Annotated in this window: 20 protein-coding genes and 2 pseudogenes; 16 read left to right on the top strand and 6 right to left on the bottom strand. The window is 41.3% G+C overall.

The genetic code is table 11. From position 1 onward, the window contains the following. Window positions 1–251 precede the first annotated feature (251 nt). The 3 genes and pseudogenes from N4T56_RS20790 to N4T56_RS20800 all read left to right on the top strand — a co-directional run bounded on the left by N4T56_RS20790 (window position 252) and on the right by N4T56_RS20800 (window position 3,194). Entirely contained in the window at window positions 252–791 is a 540-nt protein-coding gene (locus N4T56_RS20790; RefSeq protein WP_261734528.1) for a hypothetical protein, read from the top strand. Window positions 792–999: 208 nt separating this feature from the next. Beyond that, window positions 1,000–1,747 (top strand): annotated as a pseudogene (locus N4T56_RS20795) (lytic transglycosylase domain-containing protein). A gap of 127 nt (window positions 1,748–1,874) precedes the next feature. Beyond that, window positions 1,875–3,194, top strand: a complete 1,320-nt coding sequence (locus tag N4T56_RS20800) for a M28 family peptidase (protein ID WP_261734888.1) — start codon at window positions 1,875–1,877, stop codon at window positions 3,192–3,194. 92 nt (window positions 3,195–3,286) lie between these two features. On the opposite strand, the gene N4T56_RS20805 is transcribed toward N4T56_RS20800, so the two are convergent. After that, complete coding sequence (locus N4T56_RS20805) at window positions 3,287–4,132, bottom strand: 23S rRNA (adenine(2030)-N(6))-methyltransferase RlmJ (RefSeq protein WP_261734529.1); 846 nt, start codon at window positions 4,130–4,132, stop codon at window positions 3,287–3,289. Between the two features lie 129 nt (window positions 4,133–4,261). Here N4T56_RS20805 and N4T56_RS20810 point away from each other — a divergent pair, with 129 nt between their 5' ends. The 5 genes from N4T56_RS20810 (at window position 4,262) to N4T56_RS20830 (ending at window position 9,713) form a co-directional block, all read left to right on the top strand. Continuing rightward, window positions 4,262–5,038 (top strand): class I SAM-dependent methyltransferase, encoded by a 777-nt coding sequence (locus tag N4T56_RS20810; RefSeq protein ID WP_261734530.1) that lies wholly within the window; start codon window positions 4,262–4,264, stop codon window positions 5,036–5,038. An 899-nt stretch (window positions 5,039–5,937) separates the two neighbouring features. Continuing rightward, the gene (locus N4T56_RS20815; protein WP_261734531.1) at window positions 5,938–8,073 is read left to right on the top strand and encodes an ankyrin repeat domain-containing protein; all 2,136 of its coding nucleotides are present in this window, start codon (window positions 5,938–5,940) and stop codon (window positions 8,071–8,073) included. A 280-nt stretch (window positions 8,074–8,353) separates the two neighbouring features. After that, window positions 8,354–8,731, top strand: coding sequence for a DUF2796 domain-containing protein (locus N4T56_RS20820; RefSeq protein WP_261734532.1), 378 nt, complete (start codon window positions 8,354–8,356; stop codon window positions 8,729–8,731). A gap of 4 nt (window positions 8,732–8,735) precedes the next feature. Next, window positions 8,736–9,197, top strand: a complete 462-nt coding sequence (locus tag N4T56_RS20825) for a Fur family transcriptional regulator (protein WP_261734533.1) — start codon at window positions 8,736–8,738, stop codon at window positions 9,195–9,197. Window positions 9,198–9,575: 378 nt separating this feature from the next. Then, on the top strand, window positions 9,576–9,713 hold the full coding sequence (locus N4T56_RS20830; protein WP_261734534.1) for a hypothetical protein: 138 nt from the start codon (window positions 9,576–9,578) through the stop codon (window positions 9,711–9,713). Between the two features lie 545 nt (window positions 9,714–10,258). Here the strand turns inward: N4T56_RS20830 and N4T56_RS20840 are convergent. Together N4T56_RS20840 and N4T56_RS20845 are read right to left on the bottom strand one after the other, a co-directional pair. After that, window positions 10,259–11,302, bottom strand: coding sequence for an MBL fold metallo-hydrolase (locus N4T56_RS20840; RefSeq protein WP_261734535.1), 1,044 nt, complete (start codon window positions 11,300–11,302; stop codon window positions 10,259–10,261). 288 nt (window positions 11,303–11,590) lie between these two features. Beyond that, complete coding sequence (locus N4T56_RS20845) at window positions 11,591–12,526, bottom strand: helix-turn-helix domain-containing protein (protein WP_261734536.1); 936 nt, start codon at window positions 12,524–12,526, stop codon at window positions 11,591–11,593. Window positions 12,527–13,436: 910 nt separating this feature from the next. On the opposite strand from N4T56_RS20845, the pseudogene N4T56_RS20850 reads away from it, so the two are divergent. The 3 genes and pseudogenes from N4T56_RS20850 to N4T56_RS20860 all read left to right on the top strand — a co-directional run bounded on the left by N4T56_RS20850 (window position 13,437) and on the right by N4T56_RS20860 (window position 15,837). Continuing rightward, window positions 13,437–14,893, top strand: a pseudogene (locus tag N4T56_RS20850) (catalase). 94 nt (window positions 14,894–14,987) lie between these two features. Beyond that, window positions 14,988–15,485: an ankyrin repeat domain-containing protein gene (locus N4T56_RS20855; protein ID WP_261734537.1), complete on the top strand. Its 498-nt coding sequence runs from the start codon at window positions 14,988–14,990 to the stop codon at window positions 15,483–15,485. A gap of 130 nt (window positions 15,486–15,615) precedes the next feature. Continuing rightward, window positions 15,616–15,837, top strand: a complete 222-nt coding sequence (locus tag N4T56_RS20860; protein ID WP_188923020.1) for a penicillin-binding protein — start codon at window positions 15,616–15,618, stop codon at window positions 15,835–15,837. Between the two features lie 60 nt (window positions 15,838–15,897). Here N4T56_RS20860 and N4T56_RS20865 read toward each other — a convergent pair whose 3' ends face one another. Next, the gene (locus N4T56_RS20865; RefSeq protein WP_261734538.1) at window positions 15,898–16,443 is read right to left on the bottom strand and encodes a CBS domain-containing protein; all 546 of its coding nucleotides are present in this window, start codon (window positions 16,441–16,443) and stop codon (window positions 15,898–15,900) included. Between the two features lie 183 nt (window positions 16,444–16,626). Continuing rightward, window positions 16,627–17,496 (bottom strand): formate transporter FocA, encoded by an 870-nt coding sequence (gene focA, locus N4T56_RS20870; RefSeq protein WP_261734539.1) that lies wholly within the window; start codon window positions 17,494–17,496, stop codon window positions 16,627–16,629. A 588-nt stretch (window positions 17,497–18,084) separates the two neighbouring features. Here focA and N4T56_RS20875 point away from each other — a divergent pair. Further along, window positions 18,085–20,247 (top strand): TonB-dependent receptor plug domain-containing protein, encoded by a 2,163-nt coding sequence (locus tag N4T56_RS20875; protein ID WP_261734540.1) that lies wholly within the window; start codon window positions 18,085–18,087, stop codon window positions 20,245–20,247. Beyond that, window positions 20,247–20,708 (top strand): TlpA family protein disulfide reductase, encoded by a 462-nt coding sequence (locus N4T56_RS20880; RefSeq protein ID WP_261734541.1) that lies wholly within the window; start codon window positions 20,247–20,249, stop codon window positions 20,706–20,708. Before N4T56_RS20875 ends, N4T56_RS20880 begins: the two co-directional genes overlap by 1 nt. Window positions 20,709–21,036: 328 nt before the next feature. On the opposite strand, the gene N4T56_RS20885 is transcribed toward N4T56_RS20880, so the two are convergent. Next, window positions 21,037–22,245 carry an MFS transporter gene (locus tag N4T56_RS20885; protein WP_261734542.1) on the bottom strand — a complete coding sequence of 403 codons (1,209 nt, stop codon included), beginning with the start codon at window positions 22,243–22,245 and terminating at the stop codon, window positions 21,037–21,039. Between the two features lie 82 nt (window positions 22,246–22,327). Here N4T56_RS20885 and N4T56_RS20890 point away from each other — a divergent pair, with 82 nt between their 5' ends. The 3 genes from N4T56_RS20890 to N4T56_RS20900 all read left to right on the top strand — a co-directional run bounded on the left by N4T56_RS20890 (window position 22,328) and on the right by N4T56_RS20900 (window position 24,720). Beyond that, window positions 22,328–22,567 carry a hypothetical protein gene (locus tag N4T56_RS20890; RefSeq protein WP_261734543.1) on the top strand — a complete coding sequence of 80 codons (240 nt, stop codon included), beginning with the start codon at window positions 22,328–22,330 and terminating at the stop codon, window positions 22,565–22,567. Window positions 22,568–22,678: 111 nt separating this feature from the next. Then, entirely contained in the window at window positions 22,679–24,502 is a 1,824-nt protein-coding gene (locus tag N4T56_RS20895; protein ID WP_261734544.1) for a tetratricopeptide repeat protein, read from the top strand. After that, a complete protein-coding gene (locus tag N4T56_RS20900; RefSeq protein ID WP_261734545.1) occupies window positions 24,490–24,720 on the top strand; it encodes a tetratricopeptide repeat protein in 231 nt (76 codons plus the stop codon). Before N4T56_RS20895 ends, N4T56_RS20900 begins: the two co-directional genes overlap by 13 nt. The last annotated feature ends 6 nt before the right edge of the window (window positions 24,721–24,726 follow it).

Below are 24,726 nucleotides of genomic sequence, written 5' to 3' on the forward strand. Positions count from 1 at the left end.
ACACCCTGATAGCTTTGCGTTTAGGTTATTGAAAAAGTTAATGATTAAAAAATTAACTGTGTAAATATCACCCAGGTACTCTATTAAATTTGTGTTATGATTAAGATATTAATCAAAACAGATTTCTAACATCTATTTATGCCAACTAAGCACCTTTGTGGTTATTTTTTAGCGAAGTTATCGCCGATAAAGATGAACTTTTGATTAAATAATGATTATGATAGTGAATAACAATAATAAAGGATGTCACCATGCAGGCGCTGTTACTTAGCCTCACTTTAGCCACTATTCTGGCTTATCTTTGGTATGCCAGTTTACTCAAAAAACGCACTTCGGCTATTGAAGCGCTAAAAGTGATCGACTCAAAAATTGATAGAAGATTAACCCTGTTTACCGAACTATGTCGCGAAAGACAGTCATACCAGCATCCTTTAACTGCCGAACAACAAGCGCAACTTGCCCACTTAAAACACATACAACCCCAACATGATTGGAACCAACCCATTGAAGAGTCAAATGTGGCTGGTGGCTCATTGTCAGTGTCGATTGCCGCATGGCAACAAATTGATCAAGGGCTAGAGTCACTCTTAGCCACGGTGAATAAAGACAAACTGTGCACTGAACAACTCGCTGAGTATTTGCAACTTGAACTCGATTTTGTTCACGCCGAAGATTTTTATCGTAAAGCCGTGGATGAGTTAAACAGTGGGGTAAAGATTTTTCCTGGGTCGGCAGTGGCAAAATTTGCCCACATTGCCCCAATGCCCATTTTTGACCAAGTGCAGGAATAAGCCGATGACATGGCGTAATGGTTTGGCGCTCTTGCTTATCAGCACCGTGTTGGCTGGGGTAACCGCTGAGGCCAAACAAGTGGTTTACCCAGAGGTTGAAGACGTCGTTAAGCCACAAATTAAAGCTAAATACATTGAAGAACAGCCAGAGCAAAAACCACAACGGTCACTACAACAGTCTACGGTGAGCAAGCCAACGCTTGAGCCTATTAATGTTATTAATCTAAACCCTGTTAAGTCGCTTAGTGATCAACTTGTGTTAGATAATAGCTACGTTAGCGATAAATCCAAGCCTCGTACATTAACCAATGATTACCCGCTTAAAAAATCTGCTGTAACGCCTAATAAACCCAGAGTTAAAGCGCAATATTCTGAAAACGGTATTGTGAGTGACTTAGGCGTCGAAAAACGTAGAGTGTATCAATACAAGCAAGCTAATGGGATTATGGTATTTAGCGATCATCAGCCGCAGGGTGAAGATTACCAAGTACTCTTGTATGAATGCTTTGCCTGTCGTCCAGACTCCACTATCGACTGGTATAAAATCCCATTATTTACCTCGCACTTTGCCACCGATGTGGCGTTAGCAGCGCACAAATATCAGTTAGATCCGGCATTAATTAGAGCGGTGATTCATGCCGAATCGGCGTTTAAGCCCAGTGCGGTTTCAAAAGCCGGCGCCAAAGGCTTAATGCAATTAATGCCAGGTACCGCCAGTGATATGGGGGTTGATAACCCCTTAAATGCCCAGCAAAATATTCGTGGTGGCAGTCGCTATTTAGCGCAACTGTTAGCCCAATTTAATGGTGATTTAGACTTAGCGTGCGCCGCGTACAATGCCGACTCCAAGTACCGTTACTCAATACAGTGGCATTCCGCCATACCCTGAAACTCAGGCCTATGTGAAGCGCGTAAAAATATTATTCAAACGCTATCAAAAAGCATTAGCCAGTTAATCGAGGTTATATGAAATATCTAATCCATAAAGCACAGCCAAAGCGCGTTAAACTCAGCCCTAAAAGTGGTTATTGTTTAGCGGGCATGGCAGGGTTATTAATCCTAGGCGCTGCGACGGTTCCTGCTATGGGTGCAACCCCAGCAACCGCTGTTGCACCATCACAAGAAGACATGCGCTTATACGACATTGCTAACGCGCCAAAAGCGCAGCGTATCGAACAAGATATTCGCACCTTGGTTGATTTTGGCACTCGCCATACCTTGTCTGACACTCAATCCGACACCCAAGGCATTGGCGCGGCAAGGCGCTGGATAGAAGCCGAGTTTAAGCGGATTTCAAAAGAGTGTGGTGGCTGCTTAGAGGTTGTAACGGTAGCAAACACCGTAGAAGGTAAGCGTATTGCTCAACCTACCGAAGTGGTCAACGTTATTGCCATTCAACGTGGTAAAACAGATCCCAAGCGTGTGGTGATGATGAGTGGCGATATTGATTCGCGTGTCACCGACGTGCTTGATGCAACTTCCATTTCGCCAGGTGCTAACGACAATGCCTCCGGTGTAGCTGGCGCATTAGAAGCCGCGAGGGTGTTATCTCAATATCAGTTTAACGGCACCATAGTGTACGCAGCACTGTCGGGTGAAGAGCAGAGCCTGTACGGCGGCAATATTTTAGCCGACTATGCCAAAGCACAAGGTTGGCAAGTGCAAGCGGTGCTCAATAACGACATGATAGGCAACATTGCCGGCATTAATGGCGTAATAAATAACAGCAGTGTGCGAGTGTTTTCGGAAGGCGTACGTTTTGCAGAAACCGCCGAAGAAGCCAAAGCGCGTTATTTTAGTGGCGGCGAAAACGATTCTGCCTCACGTAATCTAGCCCGTAAAATCAAATCGTTGGCCGACCAGTACATGACCAATCTCGACGTCATGTTAGTGTATCGCCTTGACCGATTTGGTCGTGGTGGACACCACTTACCGTTTAATCAGGCTGGTTTACCTGCAGTGCGCATTATGGAAACCAACGAGCATTACGACCGCCAACATCAAGATATTCGAGTTGAAAACGGCATTGCTTACGGTGATGTGATTGAAGGTGTTGATTTTGACTTTACCGCCAAACTCACCGCATTAAATGCAATCAGTTTAGCCGCACAGGCATGGGCACCAGCACCGCCAACTAAGGTGAGTATTGAGGGACAGGTGTCACCCAGTACCACATTAAGTTGGCAAAAAAGCACTGATGATACTGTGGTAGGTTATCGAGTGTATTGGCGCTCAACCACCACACCAGAGTGGACCCACAGCCGCTATGTGGGCAAGGTGGATAGGTTTACTTTAGATAATCTAGTGATTGATAATTATTTATTTGGCGTAGCAAGTGTTGCTGCTAATGGCAATGTCAGCCCCGTGGTATTCCCTGGGGCGGCAGGCGCGTTTTTTAAATAAAGGCAGATTCGCTCGTTATAAACAGAATAGTAAAAAGCCCGGAGTATCAACATGCACCGGGCTTTTTTATGACCTTGTAGGGGATAATGCGATTACTCGCCAACTTCCCATGTTACTGTCGTGTGGCCGTCAGCATGGCCTAATAGAGGCGCTAAGTAATCTAATGCTTCTTTGGCCAAAACATCCATTTGCCACGGCGGATTAATTACCCATAAGCCAGCGGCGGTCATGCCAAATTCATCGCTATCGGCATGAATGGCTTGCTCAATACGCAGTTGTTTTTTTATGCCACTATTTTTAAGCAGTGTCAGCATGGCTTCAGTTTGCTCACGTTTTACCACTGGATACCACAGCATAAAAATCCCTGTAGCAAAGCGCTTGTGGGCTTTAATCAGAGTCTCTGCTACATCAATATAATCGGTTTTAATTTCATAACTTGGGTCAATTAAAATCACTCCACGGCGCTCTAATGGCGGCACCGCGGCAATTAACCCTTGTAAACCATCACTGTTGAGTACTTTTACTTGCTTGTCTTGAATAAAGTAACTTTCAAGTAACTCATGGTCGGTTGAATGCAGCTCGTGTAATACCATGCGATCTTGTGGGCGTAGCTCTACATCAACAAACGCTGGTGAGCCAGGGTAAACCCTCAGCTCACCGTCATATTCGGCATTAAAGTGGTGTACCGCTTCAACATAATCAGCTAAGGCTACTGGGAGGTTTTCATGTTGCCACAGTTTGGCTACGCCATCTAAATACTCACCGGTTTTTTGCGAGTACTCATCGGTTAATGAATACGCCCCAGCCCCTGCATGAGTGTCGATATACACGTATGGTTTTGCTTTTTTCTGCATGGCTTTTAATGCTTGTATAAGCATTGAATGTTTAAGCACATCGGCATAATTGCCAGCATGGTAACCGTGGCGATAACTAAGCATGGGTATTTCCATTAACTAAATGAACAGTAAAAACTGTGTAATAGCATCATTATAAGTTTTCTCAGGCGTGAGGTATAGGTATTCACTGTTGATGGCTTTTGGCATAATGGCGTTGTTTCTTACATTGGCATGGTATTTATCTTGTTACAGACACCGATCTTCTTTAATCAGCAGTACCCAACATTGGTTGATATCGCCAGCCGCTGGCAATTAGTGTGGGACAAAGACGCTGCGTTTGAATTGCGTTTTGAGCAAAATTGTTTGAGCCTGCATAAGCGTGACGAGCCGAAATTAGATGGTATTAATGTTGATTTTGTGTCTGGTGTTGTGGCGCATCGTCGCAAGTTTGGTGGCGGGCGCGGGCAGTCTATCGCCAAAGCGGTCGGGTTAAAACAAGGCGTAACGCCAACGGTTGTCGATGGCACAGCAGGGTTAGGCCGCGATGCATTTGTATTGGCAAGCCTAGGCTGCAAAGTCATTATGGTTGAGCGCCATCCTGTGGTTGCTGCGCTATTAGAAGACGGCCTACGTCGCGCCTACGAAGACGCGGAAATTGGCGAGTGGATGCAGGATTTGATGAGTCTGTTTCATGGCTCAAGCCTTAATGCACTAGCAGATGCTGCGCAATCCTCTGGTACTGAAATAGACGTAGTGTATTTAGACCCAATGTACCCACATCGCGAAAAGTCAGCCTTAGTTAAAAAAGAAATGCGCGTATTTCAAACCTTAGTGGGTGCCGACTTAGACGCCGACGGCTTATTAGCGCCCGCAATGGCGCTAGCCAGCAAACGGGTGGTGGTAAAACGCCCAGACTACGCTGAAGATCTCGATGGGGTAAAACCCAGTATGGTTATCGCCACCAAGAAAAATCGCTTTGATGTGTACGTGAAAGCCGCGATGAAATAGTGGTAAGTTGGCATTAACAAATTGTCGCTGAACCCATATATTGACATAATGCAGCCATAGTTTGACAAATTTAACCCATCCAATGACATTTTGTTTTATATATTATTGATTCATGGATTAAAAATGTTTAACTCTAGTTTGGTTTTTTGTAGCTTTACGAGGGATTCGATGAAAAATGAGCTACCAGATATATATGTAAAATTAGTCAATATATTTTTATTTTTGTCTTGGGTCGCTACAACCTCGGTAGTAGTGCTAGCACTATTTTCAAACTCCAGTACGAGTCAACTCGTAGTAGGACAAATAATTGAAAATTGGAGTACGACAATCTTACCAATTGTCTCAATATCTATTGTTTGTGGTTTTCCTTGGTTTAAACTTATCTTAACTGAATTCGACATCTGTCATGTTCCGCGAAAGATCGGCTTTTCAATATTTTCATTTTGTATCGCACTTTTTTTCTATGAACCTATTTCTAAAGCGCCTGCTGAAGGTGTTGTTTACAACACATTATTCTGTGTGTTGTTGATATTGATTGTGTATCCAATTACACGAATATTAAACCTCAGTGAGACTAATCCCTGATAAAGCCATCTTACCTATTTACACATGTTGCAATATTTTCGAGCTAGGGTGCAGACTTCAACCGAAAATACAAAAACTAGTAAGTTAAAGAATAGATATAGTTTAAACAGTAATAAAAAATTTGATTATATTCGCTAGTCAAAATTTACTTAAAGCTTAAAATATTGTAGGGTTTTATTATCAGGGCTGTTTTTGCGATATTATCAAATCGCCAAGTCCATCATACTCATTTTACATATATGAATGATAGGCTGGCTTAAAATGAAAATAATTAATCTATTTCTTTTTTATATTTTTTTTGTTTTTTTGCAAGGATGCGCTACGACCCTTATTCCCCAAGTGAATTAAATGGTACACCGCCACTTAATGCTGCAATTGTAAAAACTGATTATGAACAAATGGAAGAATTAGTAAAAAATGGGGTAAATATAAATCAAACCGACCCTCTCGGTAATACTGCTTTATTGACAGCGGTAAGTAATAACGATACTAGAGTAGTCAAATATTTACTACAAAACGGTGCACAGGCTAATGTTCAAAATAAACAGGATCTTACACCACTACATTACTCTGTAAGACACAATAATCTTGAACTTTCATCATTGCTTATCTCTTCTGGAACGAACATTGAGACAGTCAATGTTGATGGGGTTACGGCACTATTCTCCGCGATAATGCTTGGCTATGATGAAATCGTTAATCTATTACTAGTCTCGGGCGCAGATGTTAATCAACCAATGCCCAATTTAACATCCCCCATAACTTATGCGATTGCACGTAACAATCCTGATCTTGTTGAAATGTTGATATCATATGGTGCCGATGTTAATTCGAAAGGCAGTAACGATATTACCCCTTTACACTCAGCAACGCTTGAAACACAAGATACAACGAAGAAAACCATAACAAATCAAATTATGATTATAAGATCATTGATTGAGGCTGGAGCTAATGTCAATGCTGTCAATACAGCTGAACATACACCTTTATTTCAATCTGCGAACTTCGGAAACTTTGAAGCTGTAAAATTGTTAGTGGAATCAGGCGCTGATATAAGTAAAGGTAAAAGTTTACTTCCATTGCATGCAGCAGCAGAAAATGGCCATGTCAACATCGTTAAATACTTAATATCTTCAGGTGCTGACATTAACACAACGACAAAAAATGGTCATACCCCTTTAGCTTATGCTGTCTATTACAATCAGTTAGAAATGGTTGATTTATTAGTATCATTAAATTGCGACGTTAATACAGGTTCTCCGTTAACTATTGCTATAAAACAAGGACATCATGAGGTAGCTGAGCGATTGCTTAAGTCAAAAGTAGCCTTAGACAACATTATCGATGATCAAGGAAATACCCCACTGCTTATCGCCTTTACTCATAATGATATTAAAGCAGCCATATTATTAGTGAAAGCTGGAGCTAATGTTAATCATGTTAATGATAAGGGAGAATATCCCTTATCATTTGTGTACCCTAAAAATGGAAGGCCGCTTAATGAAAATGAGAAAAAGATAGAGGCTTTACTTTTTGCTCATGGTGTAAATGCTAATTATAAGAACCAGACAGGAAAAACTGCTTTTGAGCAATATAGCGCGAGTGTTCAGGCATATATGATTACTGAAAATAAAAAAAGAGAAGCACAAATAAAAGCTGAATATGATCGACAAGTATGGGAGCAGGAAGAGCGTTTAACTCAAAAGCAAAAAGCATTAGAACAACGAGCCTACGATATACAAAACCCTAAGAAAAGTTCCTTTGAGATATTCGCCACAACACTTAATAGCGAATTAAAAAAAGGGTTAAAAGAGGTATCTCAAGCTAAAGAGGAGATGCTTGCTCAACAAAGACAATTAAATGCAGATCAACAAGCTTATTCTGAACAAGTACGTGCTAACAAAGAAAAAGTCCGTCGAGATAATGCTCAGTTTGCTAGTGATCGAGCACAAAGAATCAAAGAAAATGAAGCATTAGCAGCAAGTCAAATGATTGCACTGCAACAGCGTCAAAAAGAGATAGCATCCAAGAACTACAGCATTAATCAAACAGAAACTAGCTCTCATGATGTGGTCGTTACTCCAAATCAAGCAATAGAAAATGACACTCGTACAAAATATGTGGCATTTACGATTGAGGTAAATAGTGATTGGGGAAGTGATGAGCCGACGAAGCAAAAACTTAGGCAACGACTCAATGATTTCATAGCCCCGAACAGACTTAAAAGTCATTGTGCTAAGCTTTTTGATCGAACTAGCTCACGATTGATGCAAATTCAAAATGTCACTTATGAAAAAACAGCTGCTAATCGATATCATGGTAAAGCGAAGGCACTAGGTTATTGTGAGATAAAATCATACTCAGAATCTTATCAAACAATAGATTGGTGTAGCACAAGTGGATTTAATTTTTCTTCTGTTTATGGATGTGCATTAACAACCCCAATTTAATAATGTTTAATGCAAATTGATTATATTAAGAGATAAGTCAGCTACTACAGTATAAGAAATTTAATCGGGTCAGATAAACTTTTAGAAAAAGTAATTATAAACAAAAGATTACACAAATCGTTTATGTCCATTAATGAGTTACATCTAGCTTGCAATGTCCAAACTCAACTCTGAACTTGAGGTCGTTGAAGACTTTTTACATATGAATACGTGAGTAGGCATAAGTACTCAAGTACAAAAACAAACACTAGGATCCCGGCTCAAAAACATTGCCGGAATAATGACCATTGCGGTTGATAACAGCACTGTCGAGGTCACATTAACGACACCGACAGTTGACTTGGTGGATGATTTGTTTGTGCTTAATGGTGGTGCTTGTCAATTTGTGTCTCACACTGTGGATGCAATGAGTGTTGAGCACCCAGATGACCATGATGCCATCGAAGGCCACGTAGATGAACATACTGCCCAACAATTACATAGTGATGTGACAGCGTATTATCGGTTTAATTGTGAAAAAATGTCTGAGCTTTCGAGCATTACTGTTACAGTATTTGCACTTTTTCCTCGTATTCACCAGATAAGCTCTATGTGGATTACCGATACTCAACAAGGTGCGGTGACGCTGAGCGATAAAAACATGATTAGTTTGAGATAACGCAATGAATAACATCGACACTATTATTGAATATGCTGAACAAAATTGTAAAAGCCATGGTTCACGCTTAACCACAAAGCGAAAACAAGTTTTATCTTTGCTTGCTCAGACAAATAAGGCGTTGTCTGCGTACGATTTAATTGATTTGTTTGTCAAAGAAAATGGCGAAAAAATCCCGGCGATGTCGGTGTATCGAATCCTCGATTTTTTAGAAGCAGAACACTTAGTCCATAAGCTTAAATTGGCTAATAAGTTTATTGCTTGCTCGCACATCACCTGTAAGCATGAGCATGGCGTGCCACAGTTTTTAATTTGTAGTGTGTGTAATGCGGTAAAGGAAATTATCGTTAATAAATCAACGATTAATGAACTTAATCAGAGCGTGGAACAAGCAGGTTTTCAATTAGTGAGCCCGCAGCTCGAAATCAATTGTATCTGTAATGATTGCTTAGCCACAGCGGCATAGCCATCAAGATTAACTATCACTCAAACACTGCAAGCTATCACAAATAAACTTGCTGTCTCACTATCATTTTTGTGTGTGAGCCGTTGTGTTACTTTGCCTAACCTGAATGTGTGAATGCTCGATAATGGAGCATTTCGTACCGAGTTATTATGCGGTGTATTCGGTGAACCTTTATGCATGTGAACAGTTAAACAAAGTATCATCAATATCCTACCATCATTGCCTCACCGTCTCGACTTCAATTTTAAAGGCTCTATTGATGACTGATTTGCGCAATTTGGCTTGCAACGTAACGTTGTCGTGTCTGCTCTCTGTTTTTCGATGGTGCCTATGTACCCTGAAACAACCTACTCAATTGCTTTTTTACCCTCTTGAGCGATGAAAGGATTAGATGTAGTTACCCTTGAGCTTGAGCAATCGCCAGAGAGTGTTGATGTTATTGCCGCTTGGCATCCGCATTACCACGACGACCCGCTGCACAAGTGGGTGATATCTTTACTTGATGTTGAATCATGAGTGAGAAAATCGTGTCATATTGAGCAAAGGCTTAAGCCACTCATGAAATGCGGCATAGATTTTAGCAATACCGCACTATAGATACTGATTTGTAACGACGAAATCAGTCTCTCTGGCTGTTGCTTGGTTGCCGCGAATACGATTTCACGAAAACTATCCGATATAAAACTAGGGTCTGTTGATCTTTGCTGTTTGAATTTTGTTCGAGTTAAAAACGTTTTAATCGAGGCGAATGGATTGATGCCTAGCAATCTAAGCAAAATCCATTTAACAAAGAGTAAAACGTTTTTAGCCGAACCCTTCGGGCAGCGTTTGTTGGCCATTTTTACTGCGTTATCGACTTTTTATGTAGAATAACTACACCTCAAAGTCTCTGCCTTGCACAAATGTCCAACAATTCGCTGCAAAAATAATCTTGAAAGATCAACAGACCCTAGGTATTTATGCCACTCCCAAAATGCCTATCTCATTATGGTATGCTCAGTTAACCCCAAAGTGTTAACTGAGCAAAAGTGCATTAATGTCAGTGTAAACAAACTGGCTATTTATGGATTTAAAATCATCAATTGCATAAACATCATTTGAAAATTTTCTTCCATATTCAGATTAACATTGCGAACACGACCAGCCCAACGGTCAATGAATTTAGCGGCTGACATTTTGGCGCCATTAGTAATCATTTCCTTGTATTCCCAATGTTTAGCACCGTCAGCATAACGACTTTCAGTTTCTTTCATTAGCGCATGGAATGCTGGTGATTGAGCCACTTCAAATACAATGTTTTTCATGTCTTGTACTAATTCGTTGTATAGCTCCAAATGCGCTCTCGTTGCGACAATTCGTTCATGGCCAGTGACCATAAAGTTAAAGTCATAGGTGTCGAGTAATATTTGTGGCAACTGGAAAGCAAACATTGGGTTAGTCGCTTCACCGAAATGGATCCAGGGTGCGGCATCTGGATGGAAAGTATCGGTTGCCAATAAAATTTTCTGTTGTGGTGCATACCCTATGCTGTCTGACTGTGAATGCCAGTTTTCAGGTAAGTCATTAAACTCAAGGCGTAAGCCACCGGTTTCTAAAACGTAACTGTCTTTCCAAACAATATCTGGCATTGGGCGTTTGGGATCATTTGCTCTTTTGAGAAATCGAGCGGTTTCATCATTAGATATTTTGATTGCTGATTCAGGAAATAAGTACATGCCTTCTGCATGGTCGCGATGATGATGCGAATAGATAACATGGGTGATAGGTTTGTCTGTCACTTCTTTAACGACTTCAAGTAAATAAGGGGTAACATCTGGCTTTGCATCGTAAACTACGACGCCATCGTCAGTGACAAAAAACACCATATTTTCAAAATCGTCATGGACGAAGTATGCGTTCTCTGCAATCTTAAAATAATTGTATCCACGTTCGGGTAGTGGAGTATAAACATAGTCTCGGATACTGTATTTAGCTTTTACTGCTTCAACGTCAAAAGTGCTTTGCGCTGCACTTGCAAGCCCACTGAAAATGCACAGGGCTGACATTAACCACGCACATAATATGTGGTGTATGTTTGTTGAAAATCGTCTTGTTAACTTTGTCATGATATATATTCCTCTCAGTACTATCTGTTAGGTAAAAATTGTTGTCGCTTGGAATATATTTTCGACTTAATGTCTTAACTTGTTAAGACACTCAACGCGGGGATAATGGCACTTTTCGCAGGTCGCTATTATTAACGATTGCTAGGGTCTGTTGGCCATTTTTACTGCGTTATCGACTTTTTATGTAGAATAACTACACCTCAAAGTCTCTGCCGCGCAGTTATATATGTGAGTAAAGACCAACAATTCGCTGCAAAAACAACCTTGAAAGATCAACAGACCCTAGGGTTACTTAGCGGTGGTTGGGTGCTTTTGTTGATATTGCTGGCGAAATGCTATTGGGCTTATGCCTGTTTCTCGTTTAAAGAAACGTCCAAAATAGGATGCATCTTCAAAGTTTAAGCTGTAACCAATTTCTGCCACTGTGGCATCGCTATGCACGAGTGAGCGTTTGGCTTCTAAGATCAGCTTTTCTCTGATCATCGTGCCTGGGGCTGATCCCGTGACGGCTTTAACGGTGTCTTTGAGGTGACTGGTGCTGACGCCAATTCTTTTGGCGTAGTCTTGTACTGAGTGCTCTTGAGTAAAGTGTTCAGAGACTAATTGCTTAAATTGTCGTACTAAAGGTGACAAAATCGCAGAACATTCGCTGGGATGTTCAATCATATATAGGCGGTGAAGTTTTGTGAGCAAAATATGTAAATAAGCCCTTAAAACCGAAATACTTCTGTCCTTGTCACGGTAAAACTCATCAGCTATTGCCTCAAAAAGCCCATTAATCATTGTGAAGTGCTCTTTATCGAGCGGTAAGTGTGGGCTATCTCCAACATAATTAAACACAGAAAAGTCATGTGTTCTGACGACCTTTGATGATGGAAAGCCTAAGAACTCCTCCGGGATCAGTAAAATATAGCCTTTTAATGGTTGGCTGAGTTGCCAGTAATGCACTTGTTCTTTTGATAAAAAAAACAGAGTGGGCGCCGCAACAGGGTAGGGAACAAAATCAATGGTATGGGTTCCTGCGCCTTCTGAAATGTATAACACTTGATAGCAATTGTGGCGATGGGGATAGTTTGCTTGAGCTATGTCTTGCATTAACTCAAATTTAGCCAGTACGAAAGGCATTTGGGGATCGAGTGACAGATGCGAGGTCTCATCTGGATGCTTAATGTAATGAATGGCTTCATCGTAATGATGGGTTGGTATATCACTCTTTTTTGCCATGAGCATCCATCCTTACTGAACGACATCAATTAACTATACAGCTTTAATTAACTATACAGCTTTAATTAACTATATAGCTTTTAAAATTAACATCATTGTTACAGCGCTTCAATCTAAAGCCGCTAGTTATCATTTATTGGTTAAATCCTTCTGTATGCGTTTATTGTTGCTCGTTACTGTATTATGGTTTTTATCGTGTCTAGATTGCTTAGGGAATAACAGCGATCTTTATTTTACCTTGTATAACAATGGTATAACCTAACGAAACATCTGTTTTGAAAGCCTCTAACCGTTCAACTTTCCCTTCACTATCCCATGCTGAATCTCACCACTCTCATGATGGAGCAAAATGTTATCAAAAAGTGTACGAAAATCACTCTACATTAACTCAATAAATTTTTGTAAAAGACAGCCTTAATCAGTCCAATTTTACTTGCTAAATACCTTTCTGGCGGAGTATTCTTTTAAAATATACCTTTCTAGGAAGATAAATGTTTGTTGGGGGCTGTTAAACACAGTCGAGGGTATTTACCACTTGATGATATTTATCAAATGTATAGCAATCTTTCGTGGGGATATTCTTATTTTAACGCTGGGAACCAATATACAAATTGCGATGCTATCGATATAGCTATTTTAATGAGCATACTGTTTCTGAATTAGCTGTATTGGGTATATCAATTTTTAATGTCGGCCATAACGGATGGATTATTAACCGTGATTGACAATGCGATATTTTGACTGAGTGCTTTCATTTTTTATCTAAATCTTGATAGCCAAGTAAATAATGTCACCACTAGAAAATGAAACAGCTCAAACTCTGCCAAACATTCAAGTAGTTAGCAATTTTGATATGTTTTATCAATCACTAACCTTTAGCAATATATCGACTAAGTAAGTGGAGTAAAGAATGACAAATCAAAATAAACTGACTACAAGTAACGGCGCGCCTGTCGTTGATAACCAAAATGTTCAAACTGCTGGTATCGTGGTACAATGTTATTGCAAGATGCGTGGTTTCTAGAGAAACTGGCCCATTTTGATAGAGAAGTGATCCCTGAAAGACGTATGCATGCGAAAGGTTCTGGCGCATACGGTACTTTCACTGTTACTCATGATATTACTCAATATACCAAAGCAAAAATCTTTTCAGAAATCGGCAAAAAAACCGAGATGTTTTGGCGTTTATCTACCGTAGCTGGCGAACGTGGTGCTGCCGATGCTGAACGTGATATTCGTGGATTTGCAATGAAATTCTATACCGAAGAAGGTAACTGGGATCTCGTGGGTAACAACACGCCGGTATTCTTCCTTCGTGATCCGTTAAAATTTCCAGATTTAAACCATGCCGTTAAACGTGATCCTCGTACCAACATGCGTTGTGCAAATACTAACTGGGATTTTTGGTCAATGTTGCCAGAGGCGCTACACCAAGTCACAGTGGTTATGAGTGATCGTGGTATTCCTCGTACTTATCGCCATATGAATGGTTTTGGTAGCCATACATTTAGTTTCCTCAATGCTGACAATGAACGTTTTTGGGTTAAGTTTCATCTAAAAACTCAACAAGGTATTGAAAACTTAACTGATCAAGAAGCTGAAGAGTTAGTGGGTAAAAATCGCGAAAGCCATCAACAAGATCTTTATGAGTCTATTGAAAAAGGCGACTTCCCTAAATGGGATTTAAAAGTGCAAATTATGCCTGAAAAAGACGCATTAAATTATCATTTTCATCCATTCGATTTAACCAAAGTGTGGCCACATGCTGATTATCCGTTAATTGATGTCGGGGTGATGGAGCTAAATCGTAACCCAGATAATTATTTTGCTGAAGTCGAACAAGCCGCATTTAACCCTGCCAATATTGTCCCTGGGATTGGGTTCTCGCCTGATAAAATGTTGCAAGGACGATTATTTTCATACGGTGATGCTCAGCGCTATCGCTTGGGTGTTAACCATGTGCATATTCCCGTTAACCAGCCTCGATGCCCTGTAAACTCTTATCATAGAGATGGTTTTATGCGCGTTGATGGCAATTACGGTAGCACTAAAGGTTATGAGCCAAACAGCTTAGGATTGTGGCAACAGCAACCAGAATTTAATGAGCCACCATTACACCTTCAAGGTGATGCTTATAACTGGGATTTCCGCGAAGATGATAGTGATTACTATACTCAGCCTGGTAACTTATTTAATTTAATGACTGCAGAACAACAGCAAGTGTTATTTGACAATACAGCACGAAGTATTGCTCCGGCATCATTAGAGGTTAAGCATCGTCATATTATTAATTGTTATAAAGCTGCACCAGCTTATGGCACAGGCGTTGCGATGGCGTTAGGGCTAGACATCACAGAAATCGTGTAATTTACAACTGCAGTAATGCAGGCCTATGAAGTGTCGATATAGGCCTGCTTTTTATATTTATGTCATTGAGTATAAACGCTATTAAAGGCATTTTATGACAGCTTGGAAAGAGTATAAAAAAACCTATCGAGCAGAAGCCGATATTTTTGATTTTGCGCGAGTTGGCGATCTTAGAGGCCTAGCAAACATGTTGTCTCAGCATGGTGAGTTAGATGTTGATGCTAAAAATAATCGAGGTTATTCAGCATTAATGTTGGCCGTTTATAATAGTGAAAACGACTTTTGTGAAACCTTATTAAGATGCGGCGCCAATGTTGATTCAACAGATGCTGTCGGCAACACAGTGCTAATGGCCGCAGCGTATAAAGGTAACCTTGATATATTAAAATTGCTGTTGGAATACGGTGCAAGCTTAACACTTAAAAACAAAACCAATATGGATGTAAGAGATTGGGCGTCTATGTTTGGCCGCAAAGAAATCTTACAATACCTCGATAGCGTTTATCCTAGCAACACCACCCCATCCCGATTAACAAACATCGGCAGGTTTTTAAAGCTTGGGTTTTGTTTGCTTTTTAGCAAGCTAAAATAGCCATCGTCGCTGGTGGTCTGTGTAAAAGACCAGTCCATCTGTAATAGGTGAGTCAGCCGAATTGCTTGTATTGATATATCCTTTGGGTAAACATATTGGTTGTATATGGTTTAACATCAAGGAGTGTGACATGAGTGATAAAATGAGTGAGTCTGCATTACAGGCATTAAAAATTGCGTTTACTTATATGCCTAAAGCAATTGAAGTCACTAAGTATGAATATGGCGATGACTACCAAAAAATATTAGATCATATTGAAACTGTCAGGGAAATGTTATTGATCAATGATGTCGACCCAGAAGAGGTTTACGGCGACATTAATCCTGAAAGCACTCCTAATTCAACGTATTGATAAAATGTAACAAGCTATGGTTTAACCATAGCTTGTTAGCAAACTCTCAAGTCACCACTATTACGCGACAGACTGCTCTACTGGATGGGCGTTACCGTCATGTTTTGGATGATACAGCTTAGCAAACATCTTCATGAGTGATTCGCGGCGGATAACTCCACATAAGCGACCGTTTTCAACAACAGGGTAAACACTCGGAACCGCAGCAGAGGCTTCACGTAGGCGCTCTTCATAACTTTGATAACCACCGCTGATATACATGCCTGAGTCGGTTACAGGGAAAAGCTTTTTCTTATCGACCACCATAAACTCAAGTAACTGGGCAACTTTTTCAGTTGGCGCTACGGTGAGCATTTTCGTTTGCATCACCTCTTTGATTGTTGTGGGTAAGTTGGCAGAAAACTCTTCTGACCACAGTGAGCGCAGTAGATCTTGCTCTGAAACAAAGCCCAATAACTGATTATTTTGGTCAACAACCGGGGCACTGCGAATGCTTTGTGCGGCGAGTAAATCTAGCGCTTGATAAATCGTGTTATCAACGTTAAGTGTGCCAGGATTAGTGTCCATTAATTCGCTAACGATAAGTTTGTCAATTTTGGTTTTCATGGTTAAGTCCTTATGACTTGAATGAGAGTGAGTTGATGTAATAGTTGAAGACTGAAACAGTGCTGATGCCGATAAATGTTGTGGCTGTTGCTGCACTTGAGGCCGTCATGTTGGCGAGTTTGGCCTTGTTCAATAGGGCTAATGTGTAGTTGTGCGACGTGATTGCTGCTTGGGTTACGATCGTTAATCCAAAAATACCCAAGGCTGCACAAATACTGCACCGCCAACAATGTTGCCTAGGGTGACCGGAATTAAGTTATGCACGATAAAATTGCTAATGGTGAGGTCGGCAAAGGCTTGTGGAACCACGCCGAGTGCCATGAAGTATTCACTACCAATAAAGTGCTCAATAGTAATGCCTAAAGGCACCATAAATAGGTTAGCAATGCTATGTTCAAAGCCGCTTGAGACAAACATCGCCACTGGCAATATCAATAATATTGATTTGCCTAAGGCGTCTTTGCAGCTAAAGGTCATCCACACCCCTAAGCACACCAACAAATTACATAAGGTGCCTAGAGCGAAGGCTTGGCTCCAATCATGGTGAATTTTATGTTGTGCGACATGCAAAGCGTTGAGACCCCAAGCGCTGCCGTTAAGGTCATACATTTTAGACATCATCACTAATAGCAATATCAACATTGCGCCACAAAGGTTGCCTAAATACACCCTTGTCCAACAACCTAATAATTGTTTGGTGGTGACGCGTTTTTGCGCCCAGGCAATCGCGCTTAATACGGTGCTGGTAAACAGTTCTCCTCCGAGTACCACAACCAGAATTAAGCCTAAGCTAAAGGCGATACCACCGCTAAACCGCACCAGCCCCCACGAGCCAGGTGCAGCTCCTGTGGTCACGGTGAGATAAAACACAAAGGCCAGTGCAATGAAAGCGCCAGCAAATACTGATAAGCCAAATGATTGTGCAATATGCTTTGTCACTTTGGCGTGTCCGTATTCAGCGGCTTTTTCAAATGGGCTCATTGCTGCAGAGCTATCTACGACAGCGAGATGGCTAACAGGTCGAGTCGCCTCGTGGGCGTCAAACTGTTTCATGACGCGCCCCGTAAAGTGCTACAGGCTCCCAATCGTGGCGTGACTCGATTGTTGCTTACATACATTGATGACTCCTTAATGTGGTTTCTAAATGTTGGATTTATATTCAGAATACACATTAAAAAGTTAAATAATATTGAATGTTTATTAAGCTATGTATCAATTAAATTGATGCTTTTTTTAAGCGAAAACCGGCTTTTTTGCCGTTTTTAGATAAAAATAAGCCTAGGAAGGCAAGTTGGTAGGTTGTTTTATGAGCTGTCGTGAGAAAATTACTTAATGCGTCATTACGTGAATACTGAGGGTGATTGAGAGTATCAATTTTGTCGATATGTGTGCGTGAATGACAATAAAAACAGGCTTTAGCATAATGAAAAGCCTTGTAATCTGTTGCTTTTAAATGGTTTTATTTCTATTTGGTATGAATGCTGATATAGGTTGGTAACATTGAGCGATTTTGTGCTTAGTGCTCACAAGGTCAGTAAAGGTAATTTGTGCTAAATGTCAAAAACATGATCCGGCTCAATTGATAATCACTCTCATTACCATTAATATTCGCTCATAATATATCCCATGGAGATAAACAGAGTGAAGCCAACGTACATAGCAGCATTATTAGCCGTAATCCTTAGTCCGCAAATGGTATTGGCAGAAGAGTCCTCTACTCCCGATGTGGAAAATATTGAACGTGTAAGTGTGATGGGGGTAAGGCAAAGACTAGAGCAAGCCGGTACTTTAGCTAACACCATCATGAAAACCGAAGTGATAAGCGCTGGCACTATCGAAAATAAAAATGCCGTTAACTTATCAGAAGCTATTGATAACTCGCCAGGTGTAAAAGTTTCTAACGAATGTTCTATGTGTGGCGTAAAACGCATCATGCTCAATGGCATGAAAGGCGAGCAAACAACCATTCTGGTTGATGGCTTACCCGTACACACTATGATTTCTGGTTACTATGCTGTGGATGCGATCCCAACGACCGGCATAGACCGCATTGAAGTTGCCCGCGGCGCTGGGGCATCGTTAATTGCTCCAGAGGCCATTGGCGGCACGGTAAATATTATTAGTTATGAGCCCACTGATAACGGCGCAGAATTTGATGTGGCAGTCGGTGAAAATGGCTATAAAAAGATGGGTTTCTTAGGTAAAGGTGTCAGTGAAGATGGCCGCACTCGTGCCACTTTAGTTGCCCAATATGATGATAGAGACCAGTATGACGCTGACGACAATGGCGTGAATGAAGCCCCACAACAAGAAAACCGCAGTCTTACCGCGAGAGTGTCGCACGATGTAACAGACACCGACAACATTGTATTGCGCATAGCCAATATTCAATCTGAAATTTTTGGCGGCTCAATGTTAGATGAAACCTTTGCTGATGGTCTTGCAAGTTCTACCGGCACTGTGCTGTCAGGTTATGACGATGATGCCACAGCGACTCAAGAGTTATTTGAAGACGGTGACGTGCGCAATGACTATACAGGTAAAGCTTGGGAAACGTCTGAGTGGATTAAAACCGATCGTAACGAAGCCTCATTAACTTGGTTAAGAGAATTAAACGATGATTGGAACATGCATTTAGCGACTAGCTATGCAGAGCATGATCAAGACTCTTTTTACGAAGGCTTTGATTACACAGCTAATGACGTAATGTGGTTCTTTGATGCACGTTTTAACTATTTGCTTAACGACACTCAATTACTGACCTTTGGTATAGACCACCGCACCGAAGAAATGCGTTCAAACTCGCGCTCTGGCAGTGCAAACCCTGATTATGTTTCAGATTCATTTGATTATGATGTGACGGGTATTTATGTCCAGGATACTTGGCAGGTAACTGATGAACTTGAAGTTGCAATGGCATTACGCTATGACAACGTTGTCGCCGACTTTACAGATCCAAACAAACCAGGAACAGAACTCGATGAGTCAATTTTATCTCCTCGAGTCGATATTCGTTTACGTCATAACGATGAGTGGGTGTCGCGTTTATCTGCCGGACGCGGTTACCGTGCGCCGTTATCATTCTTTGAAACAGACCACGGCATCTTAGATGGTTCACTGGGTTTTGATATTGATATTGATGAATTAGAGCGTTCAAACTCGGTTAACTACGCCTTGAGTTATGAAGGTGACAGACTGACATCTACGGCCTCTCTTGCCTGGACTGAAGTTGAAAACTTGGCGCAATTAACCACCAATGATCAAGGTATTCCACTACTGACTCAGCTTGATGAAAAAGCCAGTGTTGTCACTACCGACATCGCTTTAGGCTATCGTTTAACTGACGATCTAACCCTGAACCTAACCGGTGAAGTATTTGATTATGATTCAGTATTTCAATCATCTTATGCTGTAGCGCCAATAGAAGAGCGCATTACATTATCTGCCGATTGGGACATCAATGGATGGGACTTATTCGCCAATGTGGTGTGGGTAGGCAGCCGTGATTTATCTGACTATGGCTACGAAGGCTATAACCGACTACTGAGCACTGGCGAAGTTGACCCTGACTCTGAAAAAAGCACCGATGCACCGTCTTATTTCACTGTTGATTTGCGCGTCAGTTATGAGCTTAACGACTACCTTTCACTTTATAGCGGTGTGACTAACCTACTTGATTACACCCAAGCAGGTGATGAAGATACCCCGTTATTTTATGATGCAGACGGCGCTTATGATGTGGGCTATATCTATGAACTACTTCGCGGTAGAGAAATCTACGCTGGCATGAAGTACACATTCTAATGTTACGTCTCGCCAGTTTGATAATACTGTTATGCGCCGCGCCCTTATCTGCGGCGCAACTCACGGTTGATTACCAATTTAAAGACCTGCGCGGGCAAACCACCAGCAACCTTGCGCATTTACATGGTAAGCCGGTCGCGATGATGTTTTTTGAGCCAGAGTGCCCATGGTGTATCAAACAGGCCAAAGTCCTCAAGAAGCTACACCAAGAATGCGAGCAACAGCTGCATCCAGTTGCGCTAGGTATTAACGGCGATAATGTGAGGTTAAAACGTGCGTTGTTTCGGCTTAACTTTCCGTTTGAAGCCTACCGGCCACCCTCTAATTTAGTGCAAGATATGGGCGGGATCCCTGCTACACCGATTTTACTTTTGTTAGATGAAAATGGCGTGCTTATTAAAGGGTATCGTGGCTATACCGCCATGGGTGAACTTAAAGCGCAACTTTGTCCAACGGCATAATTATCCAGCGTTCAGGTTAAAGGCACTAAGCAAGTGCCTTTTTTATGCCTAATACACAGACAAACCGCCGCCAACAGCCATGATAAACGCGCCGATAGCCAAATGGGCAGACAGTTGGAGCAAAACTTTAGCCGTTCCGGCTTTTCCGCAATATCGCCTTGGAAGTAACGTTGCCAAGACTGTCTTTAACAAACATCACCAGCCTCAACAACGATTATCAATAAAACTGATGCTATACCAATCCGCATTTAAATTTGCTCTTTAAGCAAAAATGCGAATAAGGATTGATATTATTTGGGGAGGCAAGCTTGCAGTGCTGACGCATTTGTTAGCTAACCGACTTATCCAAGGTGGTGTTTCTGCCGCCACCGAAGCCGCATAATGCACACAATAGCGCAGCAATAATGCATAGCCACAGTAGCCCTTTCCAGCTGTCAGTTGAGGTGTGCAATGCTCCCGCCATCATAGAGCCTACCGCCGCTAATAAATAACCCACACTTTGTGACATACCAGAAAGCGAAGCAGCTTGATGCGGGTCATCTGTGCGTAAACTAATAAATGATAGCCCTAAGATAAAACAGCCTCCAGAGCAAAATCCCAACATTATCGTCCAGAAAAACGCTAAGTCAGGCATGTATAACAGCCCCATTGCACTGCCAGCACTGAGCAATCCCAATATAAGGCTCAGCCCGCTTTGATCTTTTAACTTAGCCAACAGTGGTATTAATACTAAGCCGGGTATAGCCGTCGAAATTTGAAATGCGCCATGATATGCCCCTGCTTCAACCGCTGAATGCCCTGTATCAGTTAATATGCTTGGCAGCCAGGTAATGATGATATAAGTCAAAAAAGAGTTTAAGCCTAACAACAAAGTAATTTGCCATGCTAAAAAATAGCGCCATACACTTTTTGACGATGAAGCAAATTGCGACATGCTCGCCGGTTTTGTGTGTTTACTCAGTTGTGCTAGCCAAACAATTAAGCCGGCAACGGTTAATATTGCCGACGAGCCCAATGCCAATTGCCAACCCAAACCATTAAGCTGACTCAGCGGAAATACCAAAGCAGAAAAGCCACCGGATGCCACCCCCATGGTAAGGACATAAGCAGAAGTCATGAGTGCCACTTTGGTGGCAAAATCGCGTTTGATTAAACTTGGTAATAGCACGTTTGCAATGGCGATTCCGATACCAATAACCGCAGTGCCTACAAATAGCATAATTGATGAGTCGAACACTCTTGCTAAAATGCCTAATAAAATCAGTATTAATGCGGCAAATAAGCTTTGCTCTAGGCCTTGTCTTCTGGCAAACATGGCTGCCATAGGTGAAATAATCGCAAAAGCAATAAGCGGTAGTGTGGTGATAAAGCCTGCCTGTGAACCGCTTAGCGTGTAGTGATCAATAATTTGCTCTAACACAGGGGCAATGCCAGTAAACGGCGCGCGTAAATTAGCCGCAATAAGCAAGATCCCTATCACCAGTAATACGCCTGCGAAGCGCGATTGCAGTTTGTTTTTATCAGTTGGTAACGTCATTTTGTGCTTTAGAGTTCACTTAATCATGGTCGACAGTATAAAGCGTTTTCTGTTGAGATAATCTAGATTAACGATCTAAAAAATGGATCAGCCAGCGAGTGATAGAAAAACCTGGCTGCAACGGGCCGATAAGTTTGCATTAACAGGACGCATATTGGCGCGCTTAATCAAAAAAGAAACCAGCATGACATTTGGCAAGTGGCGCACTCAAATTGCGATTATTACTGCGCTGCAAACCTTTCTGACAAGCAAAGTGTGCCATCGATTTTTTACAGGTAAAAGAATTATACCGTTGCAAAGACAACCTCAAGTAAAGCCATAAAACGATTAGAAAGATATTTTTAACGCATTGCGATTAATGACTTATCCCACTGTATTTTTATGTATTAAACGTTATGATACGCCTAGGTTAACTAATCGTTAAAGGACTAACATGTATCGCTTACTTCTCATCCTCTTGAGTGTGGGAACACTTATCTCTTGCGCTTCTACATCGACTCAACCCATCCCAGCCATAACTTCGCTTGAGCTTCAGCGTGGTGATGAACAACTACGTTTAGCCGAGTCATACTACAACGATAACCAGCCTGAAAAAGCATTAGCGCTTTACCAACAACTGGCTAAGCAAGGTCTCCCAAGAGCTCAGGGCGAGCTGGGATTGATTTACGATTTGGGCGTGTTAGGTGTTAAAGAAGATAATGCACTCGCGTTATATTGGTATAAAGCAGCGGCGAAACAAAATGACCCACAATCGATGGTTAATTTAGCGTCTTTTTACCGTGAGGGTGAGTTTGTTGATAAAAATCTCGATACTGCAGTGTCATATTACCAACAAGCGATTAATCAACAGTTTGCAATGGCAAATTGTGAGTTAGGTTACCTGTATTTAGATGAACCCAATTATCAAGATTTGCACAAAGCTGAGCGTTACTTTCGTGCGGGAGCTGAGTCAAAACAAGTTTCTTGTTACTTGGGGTTGGCTTACTTGTATGACTTTGAAGTAAATGATCAAATAAAGGCTTTTCAATGGTACAAATTAGCGGCTGACAGTGACTCTGCAATTGCTCAGTACAATATAGCGTTAAAGTATTTAAACGGTACTGGAGTAGATAAAAATCCTAAGCTTGGCCATGAATATTTGGCTATTGCAGTTGAGCAAAACTACCCACTGGCCGTGGGGTATTTGGCTCAAATCTATGATTTTGGTTGGGGGGTAGCTGAAAATAAATTAGCAGCAGTTGAGCTTTATCATAAAGCGGCAGAGCTCGGTGATGCAGACTCTCAGGTCAATTTAGGCTTATTGTATGAAGAAGGTAAGCTGGTTCCTGAAGATATTAATACCGCGTTGCAACTTTATACTTTGGCAGCCGATCAAGGTAATACCATTGCGATCAATAATATTGCCGGTATTTATTTACGCGGTGACAAAGTTGAGCGAGATTTGAAAATTGCATTGCCATTGTTTTACCAAGCTGCAGCATTGGGTAACCCCAATGCATTAACCAATTTAGGCACCATGTCACGCCTTGGTAATGGTGTTCCACAAGACGAAAAACAAAGCTTTTTATACTACAAACAAGCTGCTGACTTAGGTTTTACGCCTGCATATTTTCAGTTAGGCCAAAGTTATCACCTTGGGGTTGGTACAGAAAAAAACGATGAATTAGCCTTACCTTACTTGTTAGAGTCTACTGAATATGATGAGAGTGCGGCTTTTTATATCGGCATCATTTACTCAAAAAGCCCTTCTGTTACGCCTGATTTTGATAAGGCTATTTCATATTTTGAAAAGGCTTATGAGTTAGGTCGTCAAGATGCAGCCTCTTACTTAGGCTGGATTTATGAAATCAAAAGCCCAGCGCATCATGATATTGACAAAGCCGTTTATTGGTATCAACAAGGCCTTTCGAATTCATATTCTTGCATGAGGTTGGCTCGATTATATTTACAAGGTAAAGGCGTGCCCCAAAATATCGATAAGGGGTTAGCGCTGTATCATGAGTACGCCAAAATAAAAAAATACGACATCGATGAGCTTATTGGCAACTTATATTTTTTTGGTGAAGTGGTCGATCAAGATTATCAAAAAGCCCTTTTTCACTATGAGAAGGCGGTCGCCAATAATCAAAGTCAAGCCGCCAATAACCTAGGCGAAATGTACCGATTAGGCCATGGTGTGGCTAAAGACATTGATAAAGCGATTTCACTTTACCAGGCATCTACCGAATGGGGGGCGTGGTATCCATGGCCAATTTAGGTGAAATTTATTTAAATGGTGAAGGTGTTGCGGTTGATCGCGAGCTTGGTATTAGTTGGTTAACTAAAGCGGCAGAGCGAGGACAAAATGATGCCCAATATCTTTTAGGGCAAGGCTTAATTACCAATCAACAACAAGCTGCTGGTGAACAGTGGATTAAAAAAAGCGCAGAAGCGGGCAATAAAAAAGCCATACAATATCTAACTGAACATCAATAATACGGT

This window comes from Shewanella phaeophyticola, from assembly GCF_025398315.1.
Classification (GTDB): domain Bacteria; phylum Pseudomonadota; class Gammaproteobacteria; order Enterobacterales; family Shewanellaceae; genus Shewanella; species Shewanella phaeophyticola.